Below are 17,593 nucleotides of genomic sequence, written 5' to 3' on the forward strand. Positions count from 1 at the left end.
CAGATTATTCCCGCAACGCCTCACGCGTTATTTCAAAAATCTCACGCCCCGTGACAAATATTACAAATCCTTTGAAAAACAACAAAATAAAAAAACAAAACTCTTCTTACTATTAAACCAATAGGCAAGACCTGACCCCCACAGTAAAAATCAGGTGCTATACTGTTTCTCGGTAATTACCTGGGACATTAACATCAAGAGGATATGAGATTATGAGTACCGCTAAACTGGTGAAAACGAAAGCGTCTAATCTGCTTTATACCCGTAACGATGTATCAGACAGCGATAAAAAAGCGACGATTGAGTTGCTGAATCGCCAGGTGATCCAGTTCATCGACCTGTCGTTGATCACTAAACAGGCCCACTGGAATATGCGCGGTGCAAACTTTATTGCCGTTCATGAAATGCTGGATGGATTCCGCACCGCACTGGTCACCCACCTCGATACCATGGCAGAACGTGCCGTGCAGCTCGGCGGTGTGGCGCTGGGTACCACGCAGGTCATTAACAGCAAGACCGCGCTGAAAAGCTACCCGCTGGATATCCACAGCGTACAGGATCACCTGAAAGAGCTGGCTGACCGTTACGCCGTCGTGGCTAACGATGTGCGTAAAGCCATTAGTGAAGCGAAAGACGAAGACACTGCGGATATCTTCACCGCCGCGTCTCGCGACCTGGATCAATTCCTTTGGTTTATCGAATCTAACATCGAATAATCCATACGAAGTTCCAATCAAACCCTCGCCCTGGCGGGGGTTTTGCACGTTTATGGTGCGTCACTTTTGCTAAACCCCCTGCAAAAGTGAATAAAATGTAATAATCACCTCACACAACGGTTAATGGAAGATTGTTTTTTGGTCTGAAATTGCGCTAAATATCATCCCGTCAGTTAACCAAAACGAAGCGCACCAAAACGGTGCTCCATCTTGGTGCAAAACAAGCGCGTTGCCACGATTAGCGTGCAGTGCGTGTCTTCATCCCCTATGCAAAACAACAACTTGTAAAGTTGGCATGATTTTTTCATTGTGCCAGATGTTCTCGCAGGGGATCGCCCCGTGGATATAAAAGGAAATGCTATGAAGTCTGTATTAAAAGTTTCACTGGCTGCACTTACCCTGGCTTTTGCGGTGTCTTCTCAGGCCGCCGACAAACTGGTTGTGGCAACTGACACGGCTTTCGTTCCGTTTGAATTCAAACAGGGTGATAAATACGTTGGTTTCGACGTGGATCTGTGGGCTGCTATTGCGAAAGAACTCAAACTGGATTACACCCTGAAGCCAATGGACTTCAGCGGCATCATCCCTGCGCTGCAGACTAAAAACGTTGACCTGGCGCTGGCGGGTATCACCATTACCGACGAACGTAAAAAAGCGATCGACTTCTCTGACGGCTACTACAAAAGCGGCCTGCTGGTGATGGTTAAAGCCGACAATAACGATGTGAAAAGCGTGAAAGATCTCGACGGCAAAGTAGTGGCAGTGAAAGGCGGTACTGGCTCCGTTGATTACGCAAAAGCGAATATCAAAACGAAAGACCTGCGTCAGTTCCCGAACATCGACAATGCCTACATGGAACTGGGCACCAACCGCGCGGATGCGGTTCTGCACGACACGCCAAACATCCTGTACTTCATCAAAACCGCGGGCAACGGCAAGTTCAAAGCGGTAGGCGATTCTCTGGAAGCACAGCAGTACGGTATTGCGTTCCCGAAAGGCAGCGACGACCTGCGCACTAAAGTGAACGGCGCGCTGAAAACCCTGAAAGAGAACGGCACCTACAACGAAATCTACAAAAAATGGTTCGGTACCGAGCCTAAATAATTTCACCTGAAATCAGGTTTGTACGCCCGGTGGCGCTAACGCCTACCGGGCCTACGTTTTTCGTTTTTTGTTTTTCACCACGGTATACAGGAATACATCATGCAGTTTGACTGGAGCGCCATCTGGCCTGCCATTCCTCTCTTGCTTGAAGGCGCCAAAATGACCCTGTGGATTTCGGTCCTCGGTCTGGTTGGCGGGTTGATTATCGGCCTTGTTGCCGGTTTCGCCCGCACCTACGGCGGCTGGATTGCTAACCACATCGCGCTGGTTTTCATCGAAGTGATCCGCGGCACGCCGATTGTCGTGCAGGTTATGTTCATTTACTTCGCCTTGCCTATGGCTTTCAACGACCTGCGCATTGACCCGTTCAGCGCCGCCGTTGTCACTATTATGATCAACTCCGGTGCCTACATTGCGGAAATTACCCGCGGCGCGGTGCTGTCGATCCATAAGGGCTTCAGCGAAGCAGGTCTGGCGCTGGGGCTTTCCCGTCGCGAAACCATTCGTCACGTTATCCTGCCGCTGGCGCTGCGCCGCATGCTGCCGCCGCTGGGTAACCAGTGGATCATCAGCATTAAAGATACGTCGCTGTTTATTGTTATCGGGGTAGCCGAACTGACCCGTCAGGGCCAGGAGATTATCGCGGGCAACTTCCGTGCGCTGGAAATCTGGAGTGCGGTAGCCGTCGTCTACCTGATCATCACCCTGGTTCTGAGCTTTGTTCTGCGTCGTCTTGAAAGAAGGATGAAAATCCTGTGATTGAATTTAAAAACGTTTCCAAGCACTTTGGCCCGACGAAGGTGCTGCACAATATTGACCTCAACATTCAACAAGGTGAAGTGGTGGTCATTATCGGGCCGTCCGGTTCCGGTAAATCAACCCTGCTGCGCTGCATCAACAAGCTGGAAGAGATCACCAGCGGCGATCTGGTTGTCGATGGCCTGAAGGTCAACGATCCGAAGGTTGACGAGCGACTGATACGCCAGGAAGCCGGGATGGTGTTCCAGCAGTTCTACCTGTTCCCGCACCTCACGGCGCTGGAAAACGTGATGTTTGGCCCCCTGCGCGTGCGCGGTGCCAATAAAGCGGCAGCCGAAGCGCTGGCAAAAGATCTGCTCGCCAAAGTGGGCCTCGCCGAGCGGGCGCATCACTACCCGTCCGAGCTATCCGGTGGTCAACAGCAGCGCGTAGCCATTGCCCGCGCGCTGGCGGTTAAACCCAAGATGATGCTGTTCGATGAGCCGACATCTGCGCTTGACCCCGAGCTGCGTCACGAAGTGCTGAAAGTCATGCAGGACCTGGCCGAAGAAGGGATGACGATGGTGATCGTGACCCACGAAATCGGCTTCGCGGAGAAAGTGGCGTCTCGCCTGATCTTTATCGATAAAGGCCGCATTGCCGAAGACGGTAACCCGCAGGAGCTGATTGCCAACCCGCCCAGCCAGCGCCTGCAGGAGTTCCTGCAGCACGTCTCCTGATGACGACTGGCCGTTAAACATCAAGCCGGGCATGCCCGGCTTTTTAACGCCAGATTGTTCCCAAAAATCCCCCCCGGTTCCCCGCACTCTATACTTATCATTTTGCTGGACATTTTCGCCGGAGGACGCCGTGCCGTGGATCCTGTTGCTGTTGATTAGCCTTTTTAGTGCTCCCTCGCTTGCCGTTGCGATACCAGGTGTAACAACCGGAACCGCCGCTACACAGCAAAATACGCCCCCACCGGAACCGGACGCCGAACAGAAGAAAGCCGCCTACAGCGCGCTGGCCGACGTGCTTGAAAATGATGCGTCCCGGCAGGAATTAATAGGTCAACTGCGTAAAGTCGCGGCAACGCCACCGCAGGAAGATGTCCCGGCGATCGCCCCGCCCGATGAGAAAGAACAAAAAACGGTGCTGGAGAATGTCACCGACGTCAGCCGCCACTATGGCGATGCCCTCGCCTCACGTTTTGCCCAGCTCTACCGCAATCTGATTGGTTCTCCCCATAAGCCGTTCAATCCCCAAACCTTCTCTGCCGCCGCCACGCAATTTCTCATCCTGGCAGGCACGGTATTCATTTTTTACTCGCTGGTGCGCCTGTGCGCCTGGCCGCTGTATCGCAAGATGGGCCAATGGGGACGTAAAAAGAACCGCGAGAAAAGCAGCTGGCTGCATTTGCCGGCGATGATCGCCCTGGCGTTTATCATCGACTTACTGCTGCTGGCGCTGACCCTGTCTATCGGCCAGGTGCTTGCCGATCGTCTCAATACGGGCAATAAAACCATCGCCTTTCAGCAGGCGCTTTTCCTCAACGCCTTCGCTCTGATCGAATTTTTCAAAGCGCTGCTGCGTTTACTCTTTTGCCCACACGTCCCGGAGCTGCGCCCCTTTTCGATTCAGGAACGCACCGCAAAATACTGGGCCTTACGTCTGAGCGTGCTCAGCGGCCTGATTGGCTACGGTCTGCTGGTCGCCGTGCCGATTATCTCCAACCAGGTGAACGTTCAGTTCGGCGCGCTGGCGAACGTGCTGATCATGATCTGCATCACCGTCTGGGCCTTGTACCTTATCTTTCACAATAAAAAAGCCATTACCGAGAGTCTGCTGCATCTGGCCGACCGCTCCCTCTCCTTCTTCAGCCTGTTTATTCGCGCCTTCGCGCTGGTCTGGCACTGGCTGGCAAGCGCGTACTTTATTGTGCTGTGCTTCTTCTCGCTGTTTGATCCGGGCAACAGCCTGAAATTTATGATGGGGGCGACGTTCAAAAGCCTGGCGATTATTGGCATCGCGGCGTTTGTCTCGGGCCTGCTGTCGCGCTGGATCTCGAAAACCATCACCCTCTCCCCGCACGTTCAGCGCAACTATCCGGAGCTGCAAAAACGGGTTAACGGCTGGATGTCGGTGTCCCTGAAGGTGGCGCGCATTCTGACGGTGTGCGTCGCCATTATGTTGCTCCTGAACGCCTGGGGATTGTTCGATTTCTGGAACTGGCTGCACAACGGCGCGGGGGAAAAGACCGTCGATATTCTGATCCGCATTGCGCTGATTCTGTTCTTCTCTGCCGTGGGCTGGACGCTGCTGGCGAGCCTGATCGAAAACCGTCTGGTCTCGGATATTCACGGCAGGCCCTTGCCAAGCGCTCGCGCCCGCACGCTGCTGACCCTGTTCCGCAACGCGCTGGCGGTGATTATCAGTACCATCACCATCATGATCGTGCTCTCTGAAATCGGCGTGAATATCGCACCGCTGCTGGCAGGTGCCGGTGCCCTGGGGCTGGCTATTTCTTTCGGCTCCCAGACGCTGGTGAAGGACATCATCACCGGTATCTTCATCCAGTTTGAGAACGGGATGAACACCGGCGACCTGGTGACCATCGGGCCGCTCACCGGCACGGTGGAGCGGATGTCGATTCGCTCCGTGGGCGTGCGTCAGGATACCGGCGCATACCACATCATTCCCTGGTCCTCGATCACCACCTTCGCCAACTTCGTGCGCGGGATTGGTTCGGTCGTGGCGAATTACGATGTGGATCGCCATGAAGATGCCGATAAAGCGAAGCAGGCGCTGCAGGATGCGGTAGCGGAGCTGATGGAGATGGAGAACATTCGCGGGCTGGTGATTGGCGAGCCGTCGTTTGCGGGCATTGTCGGGCTGACGAACACGGCCTTTACGCTACGCGTGTCGTTCACCACCCAGCCGCTGAAGCAGTGGACGGTGCGCTTCGCGCTCGACAGCATGGTGAAGAAACATTTCGATCTGGCGGATGTGCGGATGCCGGTGCAGACGTATCAGGTCGTCTCGCCGCCTTCGGCCACACCGCTGCCGCCGCAGGAGCCGACGCTGTAACCTGTTTGCCGGGTGGCGGCTTCGCCTTACCCGGCCTGCGGGACACATTATTTGCGGCGTTTGCTATCGTCCATAAACGACCAGGCGATGAATCGGCTCTGCTTCTGCCCCTGCGCCATCTCTTTTTTCACCACTTTTACCGCGCCCGCATCGGTCAGGGCACGGTACAGCGGCGGCAGGTTGTCGCCGCGTGAGACTAACGTCGTGAACCACTTCACCTGGCGGCCAAAGGCTTTGCTCTCATCAATCATGCGCAGGATAAACGCCACTTCACCGCCTTCACACCACAGCTCCTGCTGCTGGCCGCCAAAGTTCAGCGCCGCATCTTGCGCCTGGCCCAGATTGCGACGCTTGCGCTCGCTGCCCGCGCGGGCAGTTGCCGCGGAGTCATGGAACGGCGGGTTGCACATCGTGGCATCGTACTGCTCGTTCTTATGAATGATGCCGTTGAAAATCGACGACGCATCTTTCTGGCGACGCAGACGAACCGCGCGGCTTAACCCCGGGTTGGCGTTAATGATGGCCTGCGCGCTTGAGAACGCCTCTGCGCCCGTTTCACTGCCGGTAAAACGCCAGCCGTATTCATGCGCGCCAATAAGCGGGTAGATCAGGTTCGCCCCGGTACCGATATCCAGAACGCTTGCCTGCGCGGGAACCACGCCGCCGCAATCGTCGGCCAGCAGATCGGCAAGGTGGTGAACGTAATCGGCACGGCCGGGTACGGGCGGGCAGAGAAAGCCTTCAGGAATGTCCCAGTGCGTCACGCCGTAGAAATGGGCCAGCAGCGCTTTGTTCAGCGCTTTTACCGCCTGCGGATCGGCAAAGTTAACCGAGGGCTCACCGGCCGGGGTCTGGACGATAAAAGTCTTTAGCTCCGGGCAGCTCTGGCACAGGGCATTCATGTCATAACGGCTGCGGTGGCGATTACGGGGGTGCAATCCGGGCTTTTGGGAAGTCATGGCGTTCTCCTTTAAACAGCGGCGTAAGATACCCTTTGCTGACCCAACGGTAAATATTTCTGTGAGGCGAACAAAAAAGCGACAAAAATCAACGGCGTGTATGTCTATGATCTGTCAGCGTTTTGTCAATTAACATCGTTCAAAAAATAAGCAGATCATCATCAAATTTTTGCGCTAAATCACACTCTCAGGGCATCTAAACTTAACTGGAATCACCCGTTGTTTCTCCCGGAGGATGTGATTATGAAAAAATACTTGTCACTCGCTGTCATCGCCGGAGCACTCGCGACCGCCTCATTTTCTGCCTGGTCTGTAGAGCCTCTCACCCCCAGCAACGACACCAGCCAGCTTCGCCCTGCCGGTACTGTCTCCGTCAGCCGCGCAAGCAATCTTGACGATCTTCAGAGCAAGCTGGCTGAAAAAGCCCGTGAAGAAGGTGCGAAAGGTTTTGTGGTGAACGCCGCCGGTGGCGATAACCATATGTACGGCACAGCCACTATCTATAAATAACGTTCCGCCCCCGACTGCATCTGGGCAACAGATGCAGTTTCACCCTACCGCGACTTGTACGTTCACCTTTTAACCCCATATCGATCCTATACTTTATATAAACACCACTTATATAAACACGACACTGGAGGATGCCATGGCTTCCGGCTGGGCAAATGACGACGCAGTAAACGAACAGATCAACAGTACCATTGAAGATGCTGTTGCCCGCGCTCGCGGTGAAATTCCGCGCGGTGAGAGTTTGTATGAATGTGAAGAGTGCGGCGATCCCATTCCCGAGGCGCGGCGAAAAGCCATCCCCGGCGTGCGGTTATGCATCACCTGCCAGCAGGATAAAGATTCGCATAATACTTCACACGCAGGATATAATCGCAGAGGATCGAAAGACAGCCAGTTACGTTGACCTGGCTTTACGCAAGTTCACGACCAAAGTAGTTTCCTTTACGCTCACGCTTTTTAGCGAACCGCGTGGCAAATCGTGCCCTTAACGCGGCTTCTGTAAAGCGCAGCGGCAAGAAACGTAAATCGCTTCGCTGAAGTTATTACTATTCAATATGTTATTTGTCATTCAATTTTTTTGAGCAACCACGTCAATTCTCTTCGATTTTATCCTCCGCAAAAAACCGTGATACTTATCACATCGACGGAACATCGTCCCCTTAACAGAATCATCTGCGAGAGAATAATCATGAAAACCATCAAATATGCTGTTGCCGCTGTTGCCCTTTCCGCTCTGTCCTTTGGCGCTTTCGCCGCAGAGCCTGTCTCCGCCACTCAGGCGCAGAACATGAATAAAATCGGTGTGGTCAGTGCTGAAGGCGCCACCACGCTGGACGGCCTGGAAGCAAAACTGGCTGAGAAAGCAGCGGCTGCCGGCGCAAGTGGATATACCATCACCTCCGCGAACAACAATAACAAGTTGAGCGGTACCGCGGTTATCTACAAATAAGCGAACGCATTATGCTCCACCCTCACCTTACCCTCTGGTGAGATGCTCCAACCCTCATTGACCCTGTTGTTGTTACCCTTTGTTTGCCCGTCCGCCACTGGACGGGCTTTTTTTTGCCTAAAACGCCTGCGCCACGCGCTCAAGCCCTGCGTCCAGCGTCGCCACCTCACCCGTTGCCAGCAGACAACACGCCATCTGCAGCATTATCGCACGCGGTACGGGGACATTGCCTGCCAGACACTGTTCAATCCAGCGCGCGGTGGTATGCGGATCTTTCGCCGCAGGCAGGATAACGTCTGTGTTCTCCTCGCCGCGCTCAAGCAGCGCGCGCGTGCCCTGTGCGTCGATCAGCACCAGCTGTGGGCAGCGCTGCGGGTTGGCATACACCTCCCCTTCCGTACCGTGCATCAGTAACGCCCTGCCGCCGATCGCGTCAAAGAAGGTGCCTACGCGGGTGACATACTCCGGATGCGACACGCTGGAGAGACGCAGCGCGGCATCTTCCGCAAACGGCGTCGCCAGCTTTGCCAGGGTGTGGGCGCTGTTACGCACCCCCATTCGCCAGCGCATATCCAGCTGTTTCTCCAGCGGCGGGCAGAGCGCTTTCACCGGAATAAACACGGGCTGATGGCTGTCGAGCTTTGCCTGCGCCTGGCCGGCGTGCAGGGTCGGCTCAATCCCCAGCTGTTCAAAAATGGTCTGGGTCAGAACGCGCGTAGGATCTTCACTCACCCCGTGCACCACCACCGGAAAACCGAGCTTGTGCAGCAGGATCGCCAGCAGCGGCGTCAGGTTCGCCTGCTTGCGCGCGCCGTTATAGCTGGGAATAACAATCGGCATTGGTTTTGCCACCGGTGGCGTCAGGCGGATTGTCTGCGCCTGCATGGCGTCGTAAAAGCCGCGCATTTCGGCTTCCCCTTCCCCCTTGATCCGCAGGGCAATCAGTATGCCGCCCATTTCCAGATCGGGTACTTCGCCGTTCAGCATATGGCTGTAGAGCGCACGGGCAGTTTCACGATCCAGGTCGCGAGCGTGGTTTTTCCCGCGCCCTACTTCTTTGATAATTTTGCGATAATCCACGACATTTCTCCTTCCTGCATAGTGCTCTCACTATAGCCCTGATGAAGTCCCGCCAGATAGCCTTTTATCCCCGAAAACAGCGCCCGCGTTTTTGAACATAAAAAATAATGCAAGAAAAAGTTCAATTATTTGTGAGCTGAATACAAGAATCTTCTCCGCCCGGATTTTGTTTAAATATCGACCGAAGTTAGTGAGGAACAACGGCGGAAACTTCCAGGCAAGGTCTCCGCCCTACATCAGGATTAATTATGAATAAGATTGCGTTAGGTCTCTTCGTCGCATCCGTTGTGGGCTGCTCGGCCTCCGCTTTTGCGGCAACGGACGGAGAAGGACAAATCAACTTTACGGGCGAAATCATTGATTCCGCGTGTCAGGTTGTAAATGGTTTAAGTAATCCGTTGAACGTGACCTTAGGCAAGGTCTCGAAAACGGTCTTTACCGGTGCAGGCTCCACCAGCACCGCCACGAAATTTGATATTGAGCTGAAAAACTGCCCGGAAACCGTTACCTCGGCGTCCATCAATTTTGGCGGTACGCCAGATGCGAATAACAACACGACGCTGGCGCTGACCCCGGATGCGGATGCGGCAAGCGGCGTGGCGATCCAGCTGCTCGACTCTTCTGAACAACCCGTGAGCTTATACACGCCGTCCAAAGAGTACCCTCTGGCTTCCGGAACCGCCGTTAACGATCTTGAATTTGGTGCGCGTTATATTCAAACCCAGGCAGCGGTCACCGCAGGCCCGGCAAACTCCGTCTCCACATTCACCGTTATTTATAACTGATATCATCCTTCAAGGACTATTTTTCGTGTGATCAATAGTCCTTCCTTATTTTGAGAAACAGCTATGCGTCACGGTTATTTACTGAGCACACTTTTACTGGTAGCAGCGACCGCACATGCGGGCGTGATTATTAACGGCACGCGCCTCATTTACCAGGGAGGGAAAAAGGAATCCTCAATCGGTATTTCAAACCCGGATGCAACAGATTATCTGGTACAGTCCTGGGCGGATTCTGGCGGTAAAAATCTGGCGAAAGCGCCGTTTCTGATTACGCCTCCCCTTTTTCGCCTGGATGCCAAAGAAGATAACGTGTTGCGCGTTGTCCGCACCGGCGGAAATTTACCTGAAGATCGCGAGTCGCTTTTTTGGCTGAATATTAAAGCCATTCCCTCATCAAAACGCGTTGAGGGCGTGAATACGCTGCAAATCGCCATCAACACGCGCATTAAATTACTTTATCGCCCGGCATCGGTTAAAGGCAAACCGGAAGACGTGGCAGATAAGCTGGAATGGCACCGCGAGGGCAACAACCTGGTGGTTAATAACCCCACGCCATTTTATATGAATTTCCAGAGCGTCACGCTGAACGGCCATAAATTAGAAAAGGCTGGCTGGGCCGTGCCAGAAACGCAAACGCGCATCGCACTGCCTGCAAATACCGGCGGTTCTAACGTCACCTGGTCAATCATTACTGACTACGGCAGCATCAGCAAAAGCTGGTCTTCATCCGTTCATTAATCGACAGCCAAACAGTGGATTGAATGGTTATTTATACCTCTACCCCAGGAAGGCCGTTCAGGCTGCCTTCCGTTTACCGATTACTGACTCTGCTGACCCTGATATGCGGTCTGGCAGTGATTGGTTTTTCGCAAAAAACGCGGGCAGATGATTATTTTAACCCGGCGCTGCTCGACGTCGATAATCCACAGCAGGAAAAAACTGACCTGTCTATTTATGAAAAAGGACCAGGTCAGGCGCCAGGAAAATATCAGGTCGCCATTTATATCAATAACAATAAAATTGATACCCGCGACGTCACTTTTACGCTGCAAAAAGCGGCGTCGGGCGAGACTTCGCTTCAGCCCTGTTTTAGTCTGGACGAATTAAAGAGCCTCGGCATTAAAACCAAATCGTTTCCTGCGCTGGCGGGCGCGGGGAAATGTGCCAACCTGCACGCCATTCCGGCGGCGTCGGCCACGTTTCGCGTCAGCAATCAGCAGCTGCTGTTGAGCATTCCGCAATCCGCGCTGGGCCAGGTGCCGCGCGGCTATATCGACCCGAAAGAATTTGATGAGGGGATCACCGCCGGCATACTCAACTACAGCGCCACCGCCAGCCAGACGCAGGCCCGCCAGCCCGGCATGCAGGACAGCAGCAGCCAGTACGTGAACCTTCGCCCCGGCCTGAACATCGGCGCGTGGCGCATCCGTAACTATTCCACCTGGAACCGAAGCACCACCGGCCACGAAGAGCAGCAGAAATTCTCGTCGGTTTACACCTATGCCCAACGCGATATCGTGGCGATGAAAAGCGATGTGACGCTGGGCCAGAGCAGCTCCCCGGCCGACGTCTTTGACAGCGTGCCCTACACCGGCGTGCAGCTTAACTCCGACAGCGACATGCTGCCGGACAGCGAAAGAGGCTACGCACCTATCATTCGCGGCACCGCACACAGCAACGCGCAGGTGGTGGTCCGCCAGAACGGCTACGTCATTTATCAGAACACCGTGGCGCCTGGCGCGTTCGAAATTAACGATTTGTACCCCACCGGCAGCAGCGGTGATTTACAGGTCACCGTAAAAGAGACGGACGGCAGCGAGCGCCACTTTGTGGTGCCTTACGCCTCTGTCCCCGTTTTGCAGCGTGAAAAGCACCTGAAGTACAGCGCAACCGCGGGCCGATATCGTTCCTACGATAAAGACGTCGAGAAAACGCCCTTTGCCCAGGGCAGCGCCATCTATGGTTTACCGTACGGCTTCACCGCCTACGGCGGCATGCAGCAAAGCAGCCATTACCACTCCGCGGCGCTCGGCACCGGGAAAAACTTTGGCGATCTCGGGGCGTTCTCCATTGACGTCACACGCGCCAAAGCGCTGCTCAAGAAACAGAAAGCCAGCAAAGGCCAATCCTGGCGCCTGCGTTACAGCAAAGATTTTGCCGGCACGGGTACCAACTTCTCGCTGGCAGGCTATCGCTACAACAGCAAAGGGTTCTACACCCTGGAAGACACCATGGAGTCGTACACCCATGCCAGCGACTGGTCGGCCCCGCAACAGCGTCGCGCCCGTACCGAGGCCACCATCGATCAGACGCTGGGCGAAGGCTGGGGGTCGGTCACGCTGAGCCTGGTGAAAGAGAGCTACTGGACCCAGAGCCAGGACATGACCTCCATGAGCGTCAGCTACAACAACAGCTGGAAGGGCATCACCTACAGCCTGAGCTACAGCCTGAACAAAAACACCAACGACAGCGATGAAAACGGCGAGTCGGTCAGCAACGATAATCTGTTCGCGCTGAGCGTTTCGGTTCCGCTCGACCGCTGGATGCACAACACCTGGGCTACCTACAACATGAACAACAGCAAAGATGGCACCGTTCAGAACCTCGGGGTAAACGGCACGGCGCTGGAGGAGAACAACCTTAACTGGAACGTTCAGGAAGGTCTGGACTCCTCAGGTAACGGCAACTCAACCAGCATGAACGCCGACTATAAGGCCACCTACGGCGAACTGAGCGGCGGCCTGAGCCAGGATAAAAACCAGCGCACCGCCAACGTGGGCCTGCAGGGCGGGGTTATCGCCCATGCCAACGGCATCACCCTGAGCCAGCCGCTGGGCGAGACCATCGCCCTGGTGAAAGCGCCGGGCACGCACGGGACGCACATCGCCAACCAGACCGGCGTTGAGACCGACTTCCGCGGCTATACCGTGGTGCCGTTTGTGACCGCATACCGACACAACACCATCGAGCTGGATACCGAAACGCTGCCGGACGATGCCGACGTGACGCACGCGGCGCAAATCGTCACCCCTACCCGCGGCGCGGTGGTGCGCGCCACCTTCAATACCCGCGTGGGCAACCGGGTGCTGATGACGCTGACCCACGGCGGTAAGCCGCTGCCGTTCGGCGCAACGGTCACCACGGAAGATAAAGACAGCGAGTTTATCGTGGGCGTTGACGGCCAGACCTATCTCTCCGGGCTGCCGAGGCGCGGCAAGCTCGACGTGTCATGGGGGCAGGACGCCAGCGAGCACTGTGTCGCAAACTACGTACTTACGGATGAGAAAAATAAAACCAACATTATTAACGCTGCTGCGCAGTGTCACTAATCCATCGTGAAGGCTTAGCATATGCAACTCGTTAAATCGTTCTTCTTTCTTCTCGTTCTGGGCACGGCATCGTTCTTTATGCCTCATGCAAAGGCCACCTGTACGACGCCGGACATGCCGAAGATGATCAACGTTGCCTCGGTGTCCGTGCCGACAACCCTGCCGGTCGGGGAAACCATCCCCGGTACCGAGCAGACCGTTCACGTCGCGGGCAATTGCGATGAAAGCGTCGACAGCGGCCTTGAGATTGTCTCCTGCTACTACGGCACCGGTTCAGAAATTCCCGGCATGAGGGGGGTGTATGATTCGGGTGTTGAGGGCATTGGCGTCGCCCTGATGAACGAACAAGGTCAGCGCATCAGAGGCGCGGGCGGCGTTCAGTGTGACTCCCGGGAAACGCCGATTGGCTATATCTCTGCCGATGGCAAACAGTCGTTCAGCTTCAACGTCACCCTGGAACTGGTTAAAACCAACGATAACGTTATCTCCGGGACGCTTGTGCAGTCGCAAACCAAATTTGGCATCGGCGTCTTTGCCCATGAAGGTATCGGCAGCCCCAACACTATCGCCTACTCCGGCAACGTGATCCTCCACCAGGTGACCTGCTCGGTATCACCAAAAGATCTGACCGTGAATCTGGGCGATTTCCCGTTGAGCGATTTTGTGGGTACCGGCACGCTCTCCGATCCGGCGCAAACGGTCTACGTCAACGTTAACTGCGATACGACAGTCCAGCCCGAAATGAAGGTCACCAGCGGCAACGGCTACGAGAGCGCGTTCCCCGGGGTGATTAAGCTCACCCAGGAGACCGGCGTCGCCACGGGCATCGGCGTCAGAATGCTGGTGGACGGCATGATCCCGACATTTGGTGAATATGAGTCGCTGGGGACCGAAGCCTATGCCAACCAGACGCTGCGCATTCCGCTGGAGTTGCGCTATGAACAAACTGCTGCCCTTGTGACCCCTGGCCCTGCCAACACCGTCGCCACCGTCACGCTTGCCTATAAGTGATCTCAGATGAAAAAAATCATGTTGTTAACGCTGCTGGGGCTGATGACGAGCGCCCATGCAGATGACATTAATCTCCAGATAACGGGACATATCTATGCCAACACCTGCGTCGTGGACAGCGCCAGTCGAAATTTGACCGTCGATTTGGGCCAGGCAACCGCAACGAGCTTTAAAAGCGTGGGCGATACGGGAGAGTGGAAAGAATTTTCCCTGAAGGTGTCGCATTGTCCGTCAAGCCTGACGCTGTCGAACGCCTTTTTTTACGGCCAGCCCGACAGCGTTCACCCGACGAAATTCGCCAATACCGGCAGCGCAAAAGGCCTTGCGCTTGAGCTGGCCGACCGGCAGGACAACATCCTGATTTCGCCGCAGGCCAGTTTTAACGTGGTGATTAACAAAAGCGACCATACGGCAGAGTTCCCCCTGGCCGCCCGCTACTATGCAACCTCCACGCCCGTCAGCGCCGGTACGTTTAACAGCGTTGTGCAGGTGACATTCACTTACCAGTAGGACCGCGCCCCTTAGCACGGATGCTTTTTTTACGCCCGGCAATCACTTTCGCCGGGCGTTTTTTTACCTCGGGCACGTCGGGCTGTTCAATCGGGAACACGGGCAAGGCGTTCAGCAACCGCGGGCCGTAATTTTTGGTCAGCAGCCGTTTATCGTAAATCACCACCTCGCCCCAGCAGCCGTGGCTACGAATCAAGCGCCCCACCTGCTGAATCAGGTTAAACGACGCCGCCGGCAGGCTTTGCACCTCAAACGGATAGCGATTCAGGCTTTTCAGCCATTCGCCCTCGGTGATCACCACCGGGCTGTCGATAGGCGGGAAGGCGATTTTATGGATATGCACCTGGGTTAAATAATCCCCCTTCAGATCCAGCCCTTCCGCAAACGACTGCAGGCCGATCAGCACGCTGCGCTCGCCGCCGTCAATGCGCTGGCGGTGCAGCTCGACCAGCCGGTAGCGGGGCTTATCGCCCTGCACCAGCAGCAGTAACCGCAGGTCGGTGACGTGTTCAAGGAAGCGCTGCATCGCGCGCCCGCTGGCAAACAGCACCAGCATGCCGGGGAATTTTTTGCTCTCAAGCTGCTCACGGAAGTAGGCCGCCATCTCGGCGATATGCTGTTCTTCGTTGTCGATAAGCGGCTCGTACTGCATACGCGGGATCACCAGCTTGCCTTGCTCGCAGTGGTTAAACGGCGAATCCAGCGCCACGAAGCGGTCGCCCGCTTTCTCCCGGAGGCCGCTCATCTCCTGCAGCCTGGAGAAGCTGTTCAGGGAACGCAGCGTGGCTGACGTGACGACGACATGCGGCACGCTGCGCCAGATGAGCTTTTCCAGCTGATCGGCAACGCGGATACCCACGCAGTGGAAAAAGAGGTGCACCTGCCCGTCCCGCGTTTCCCGGGTCGCCCATTTAGTGACCGGCGCGCCGGACGCCTGCGCCAGAGAGGCCAGCCGCCAGAGCTTGCTTTGCGCCTCAAACATGCCGAGCGCGCGGTTCATCTGCAACAAAATACGGTGCAGCCGCACCACGTCGTGGGTGCCGGTTTTCTCGCTCAGGTCGTTTAAGAACATCTCCGCCAGCCCGCGCAGTTTCTCAAGGTGCTTCGCCAGCTGCTGGCAAATCTCCATCACCTCGTCCGGCAATTCGCCCATGGCAAAGCGGTGTTCCGCCTCCTGGGTCTGCGGCAGATACAGGTTGAGGATGTTATTCAGCGACGAGATTAGCCCGTACACCTCGTCGCAATGCTCGTTGAGGCGTTCAGGCACCGCCAGCGGTGGCGTGGTTTTCGGGCGGAACTGCTCCATGCAGGTTGCCACCAGCTTGCAAAACAGATCGAGCTGCAGGCGGAACCACGGGGCGGTAATTTCGGCGCTCATCTCCAGAGCATCGCGCGCGACGTCCGGCAGATGGTGTCCTTCATCCAGCACCAGCAGCAGGTTTTTCGGCTCCGGCAGCACGGCTTCGCTCTCAAGCGCCGCCATCACCAGCGCATGGTTTGCGACCACCACTTCCGCTTCCTGAATCTCGCGGCGGGCGACAAAGAACGGGCATTCGCGGTAATAGTGGCAGTTGCGGTTCAGGCAGCTCGCTTTATCGGTGCTCAGCCTGCGCCAGAGATCGTCGCTGATGGCCTCGCTGGTGTGGTCGCGCAGTCCGTCCCACTTATAGCCGTCGAGATCGGTTTTCAGTTTGGCGCACCGCTCCTGCTCGGCCTTGTTGTTCGGCGTCAGCTCATCATCAAGAAACGCCAGCAGATCCTGTTGCGCAGGCTCGCTGCTGGCGAGCGCCGCCAGGTTACGCGGGCAGACGTAGCGACCGCGGCCAAAGGCGGCTGTAAAACGGAGATCGGGGATAATTTTGCGCAGCAGCGGCAGGTCTTTGCTGAAGATTTGATCCTGCAGCGCCACGTTGGCGGTACTCACCACCAGCGTTTTTTGCTCTTCCCGCGCAATCGCAATGCCGGGGATAAGATACGACAGGGTCTTCCCGACGCCCGTCGGGGCTTCAATCGCCAGATGCCGCCCGTCGTCCCCGGCGAGCGTTTTTGCCACATCAGCAATCATCTGCCGCTGAGGCGCTCGGGGGATAAAGTCGGGGATCTGCTGCTGTAGCGCCTTATACCAGGCGCCAATTTGCGCTTTGAGCGCCGCGGTTAAAGCCATCGTAAACCTGAAATACTGTATAAACAGCCACTATTGTGGCACTTTCCGGCGGATGCCGCAAAAAGAAAAAGTCCAGATGTAAGGACAAGAGCCTCGCAGCGAATCTACGCAAAGGCTCTTTGTTATTTCAGTGGCATCGTTCCGTTCACTTTAACTATCCTGCTACCTGGTCATTTCTCTGCGGTGAACGTGCTAAGGGGGCCGCCGCCGCCCCCTTAGCAATCCCGGCTCCCGGCAGAGAAAATCGCCGCTTCGCGGTGCCCTCAGCTTATTCCTTCCGGCTTTCGGGTCGGGCACCAGCCTGCATCCCTGCAGGCTATGCCCTCGCCGCGCATCCCTGCGCGTCGCCCCGACCTTCAGGAAACGCTTCGGCGATTTTCAGCCGGACTCTCGCTCCCTCAACCTTTTATGCCGCCTGAATGTGGCACCGCCGTTGAGTCCCGCAGAAATCGGCGAACCGGAGACCGGATGACAAGGGCTGGACGCCATGGATGGCGGCCAGAGGCGAAACGAGACAGGACGTCGAGTCGAGCCGACCGCAGGGAGACGGTCGGGAGGTGAGCGCAGTGCGAAGCACCGATTTCATGGCGGGCCGCGGGGATTGACAAGGGGGCCGCGGTGGCCCCCTTGTCACGTTCACGGGTAATGAAC

The 17,593-nt window shown here is 56.0% G+C and carries 16 protein-coding genes; 13 read left to right on the forward strand and 3 right to left on the reverse strand.

The window, feature by feature from the left end; translation table 11 throughout:
• The first annotated feature begins 212 nt into the window (after window positions 1-212).
• From dps to ybiO, 5 genes are all read left to right on the forward strand, one after another.
• The gene (dps, locus tag FFS28_RS05675; RefSeq protein WP_006177298.1) at window positions 213-716 is read left to right on the forward strand and encodes a DNA starvation/stationary phase protection protein Dps; all 504 of its coding nucleotides are present in this window, start codon (window positions 213-215) and stop codon (window positions 714-716) included.
• Between the two features lie 360 nt (window positions 717-1,076).
• Window positions 1,077-1,820 (forward strand): glutamine ABC transporter substrate-binding protein GlnH, encoded by a 744-nt coding sequence (gene glnH / locus FFS28_RS05685; protein ID WP_006177296.1) that lies wholly within the window; start codon window positions 1,077-1,079, stop codon window positions 1,818-1,820.
• Between the two features lie 99 nt (window positions 1,821-1,919).
• Window positions 1,920-2,579: a glutamine ABC transporter permease GlnP gene (gene glnP / locus FFS28_RS05690; protein ID WP_010428919.1), complete on the forward strand. Its 660-nt coding sequence runs from the start codon at window positions 1,920-1,922 to the stop codon at window positions 2,577-2,579.
• Window positions 2,576-3,298 (forward strand): glutamine ABC transporter ATP-binding protein GlnQ, encoded by a 723-nt coding sequence (gene glnQ / locus FFS28_RS05695; RefSeq protein ID WP_006177294.1) that lies wholly within the window; start codon window positions 2,576-2,578, stop codon window positions 3,296-3,298. The genes glnP and glnQ overlap by 4 nt, the downstream gene beginning before the upstream one ends.
• A gap of 130 nt (window positions 3,299-3,428) precedes the next feature.
• Entirely contained in the window at window positions 3,429-5,645 is a 2,217-nt protein-coding gene (ybiO, locus tag FFS28_RS05700) for a mechanosensitive channel protein (protein ID WP_058610594.1), read from the forward strand.
• A 47-nt stretch (window positions 5,646-5,692) separates the two neighbouring features.
• Here the strand turns inward: ybiO and rlmF are convergent, their stop codons facing one another.
• Window positions 5,693-6,604, reverse strand: a complete 912-nt coding sequence (gene rlmF, locus FFS28_RS05705) for a 23S rRNA (adenine(1618)-N(6))-methyltransferase RlmF (RefSeq protein WP_171007384.1) — start codon at window positions 6,602-6,604, stop codon at window positions 5,693-5,695.
• 243 nt (window positions 6,605-6,847) lie between these two features.
• On the opposite strand from rlmF, the gene mcbA reads away from it, so the two are divergent.
• The 3 genes from mcbA (at window position 6,848) to ybiJ (ending at window position 8,063) form a co-directional block, all read left to right on the forward strand.
• Entirely contained in the window at window positions 6,848-7,114 is a 267-nt protein-coding gene (mcbA, locus tag FFS28_RS05710; RefSeq protein WP_042321058.1) for a DUF1471 family periplasmic protein McbA, read from the forward strand.
• A 136-nt stretch (window positions 7,115-7,250) separates the two neighbouring features.
• Window positions 7,251-7,517 carry a DksA/TraR family C4-type zinc finger protein gene (locus FFS28_RS05715; protein WP_006177289.1) on the forward strand — a complete coding sequence of 89 codons (267 nt, stop codon included), beginning with the start codon at window positions 7,251-7,253 and terminating at the stop codon, window positions 7,515-7,517.
• Window positions 7,518-7,802: 285 nt separating this feature from the next.
• Window positions 7,803-8,063: a DUF1471 family protein YbiJ gene (gene ybiJ / locus FFS28_RS05720; protein WP_006177287.1), complete on the forward strand. Its 261-nt coding sequence runs from the start codon at window positions 7,803-7,805 to the stop codon at window positions 8,061-8,063.
• A gap of 117 nt (window positions 8,064-8,180) precedes the next feature.
• Here the strand turns inward: ybiJ and ybiB are convergent, their stop codons facing one another.
• Window positions 8,181-9,143, reverse strand: coding sequence for a DNA-binding protein YbiB (ybiB, locus tag FFS28_RS05725; protein ID WP_006177286.1), 963 nt, complete (start codon window positions 9,141-9,143; stop codon window positions 8,181-8,183).
• A 248-nt stretch (window positions 9,144-9,391) separates the two neighbouring features.
• Here ybiB and FFS28_RS05730 point away from each other — a divergent pair, with 248 nt between their 5' ends.
• The 5 genes from FFS28_RS05730 (at window position 9,392) to FFS28_RS05750 (ending at window position 14,778) form a co-directional block, all read left to right on the forward strand.
• Window positions 9,392-9,928, forward strand: a complete 537-nt coding sequence (locus FFS28_RS05730; protein WP_006177284.1) for a fimbrial protein — start codon at window positions 9,392-9,394, stop codon at window positions 9,926-9,928.
• Between the two features lie 63 nt (window positions 9,929-9,991).
• Window positions 9,992-10,666, forward strand: coding sequence for a fimbrial biogenesis chaperone (locus tag FFS28_RS05735; protein ID WP_137849019.1), 675 nt, complete (start codon window positions 9,992-9,994; stop codon window positions 10,664-10,666).
• Between the two features lie 23 nt (window positions 10,667-10,689).
• Entirely contained in the window at window positions 10,690-13,257 is a 2,568-nt protein-coding gene (locus FFS28_RS05740; protein WP_137849020.1) for a fimbria/pilus outer membrane usher protein, read from the forward strand.
• Between the two features lie 21 nt (window positions 13,258-13,278).
• Entirely contained in the window at window positions 13,279-14,268 is a 990-nt protein-coding gene (locus FFS28_RS05745) for a fimbrial protein (protein ID WP_137849021.1), read from the forward strand.
• 6 nt (window positions 14,269-14,274) lie between these two features.
• Entirely contained in the window at window positions 14,275-14,778 is a 504-nt protein-coding gene (locus FFS28_RS05750; RefSeq protein WP_006177280.1) for a fimbrial protein, read from the forward strand.
• Here FFS28_RS05750 and dinG read toward each other — a convergent pair.
• Window positions 14,765-16,942, reverse strand: a complete 2,178-nt coding sequence (gene dinG / locus FFS28_RS05755) for an ATP-dependent DNA helicase DinG (RefSeq protein WP_058610588.1) — start codon at window positions 16,940-16,942, stop codon at window positions 14,765-14,767. The genes FFS28_RS05750 and dinG overlap by 14 nt on opposite strands.
• Window positions 16,943-17,593: the final 651 nt, after the last annotated feature.

The sequence above is a fragment of the Enterobacter sp. 2VL genome (assembly GCF_005503595.1).
Taxonomy (GTDB): Bacteria; Pseudomonadota; Gammaproteobacteria; order Enterobacterales; family Enterobacteriaceae; genus Enterobacter; species Enterobacter cancerogenus.

What these genes read in the sequence shown, in the direction of transcription:
- FFS28_RS05715 (WP_006177289.1), top strand. Translation starts at nt 7,251, where the DNA reads ATGGCTTCCGGCTGGGCAAATGACGACGCAGTAAACGAACAGATCAAC.
- FFS28_RS05730 (WP_006177284.1), top strand. Translation starts at nt 9,392, where the DNA reads ATGAATAAGATTGCGTTAGGTCTCTTCGTCGCATCCGTTGTGGGCTGC.
- FFS28_RS05735 (WP_137849019.1), top strand. Translation starts at nt 9,992, where the DNA reads ATGCGTCACGGTTATTTACTGAGCACACTTTTACTGGTAGCAGCGACC.
- ybiJ (WP_006177287.1), top strand. Translation starts at nt 7,803, where the DNA reads ATGAAAACCATCAAATATGCTGTTGCCGCTGTTGCCCTTTCCGCTCTG.
- mcbA (WP_042321058.1), top strand. Translation starts at nt 6,848, where the DNA reads ATGAAAAAATACTTGTCACTCGCTGTCATCGCCGGAGCACTCGCGACC.
- glnH (WP_006177296.1), top strand. Translation starts at nt 1,077, where the DNA reads ATGAAGTCTGTATTAAAAGTTTCACTGGCTGCACTTACCCTGGCTTTT.
- dps (WP_006177298.1), top strand. Translation starts at nt 213, where the DNA reads ATGAGTACCGCTAAACTGGTGAAAACGAAAGCGTCTAATCTGCTTTAT.
- dinG (WP_058610588.1), bottom strand. Translation starts at nt 16,942, where the DNA reads ATGGCTTTAACCGCGGCGCTCAAAGCGCAAATTGGCGCCTGGTATAAG.
- FFS28_RS05750 (WP_006177280.1), top strand. Translation starts at nt 14,275, where the DNA reads ATGAAAAAAATCATGTTGTTAACGCTGCTGGGGCTGATGACGAGCGCC.
- FFS28_RS05740 (WP_137849020.1), top strand. Translation starts at nt 10,690, where the DNA reads ATGGTTATTTATACCTCTACCCCAGGAAGGCCGTTCAGGCTGCCTTCC.
- rlmF (WP_171007384.1), bottom strand. Translation starts at nt 6,604, where the DNA reads ATGACTTCCCAAAAGCCCGGATTGCACCCCCGTAATCGCCACCGCAGC.
- FFS28_RS05745 (WP_137849021.1), top strand. Translation starts at nt 13,279, where the DNA reads ATGCAACTCGTTAAATCGTTCTTCTTTCTTCTCGTTCTGGGCACGGCA.
- glnP (WP_010428919.1), top strand. Translation starts at nt 1,920, where the DNA reads ATGCAGTTTGACTGGAGCGCCATCTGGCCTGCCATTCCTCTCTTGCTT.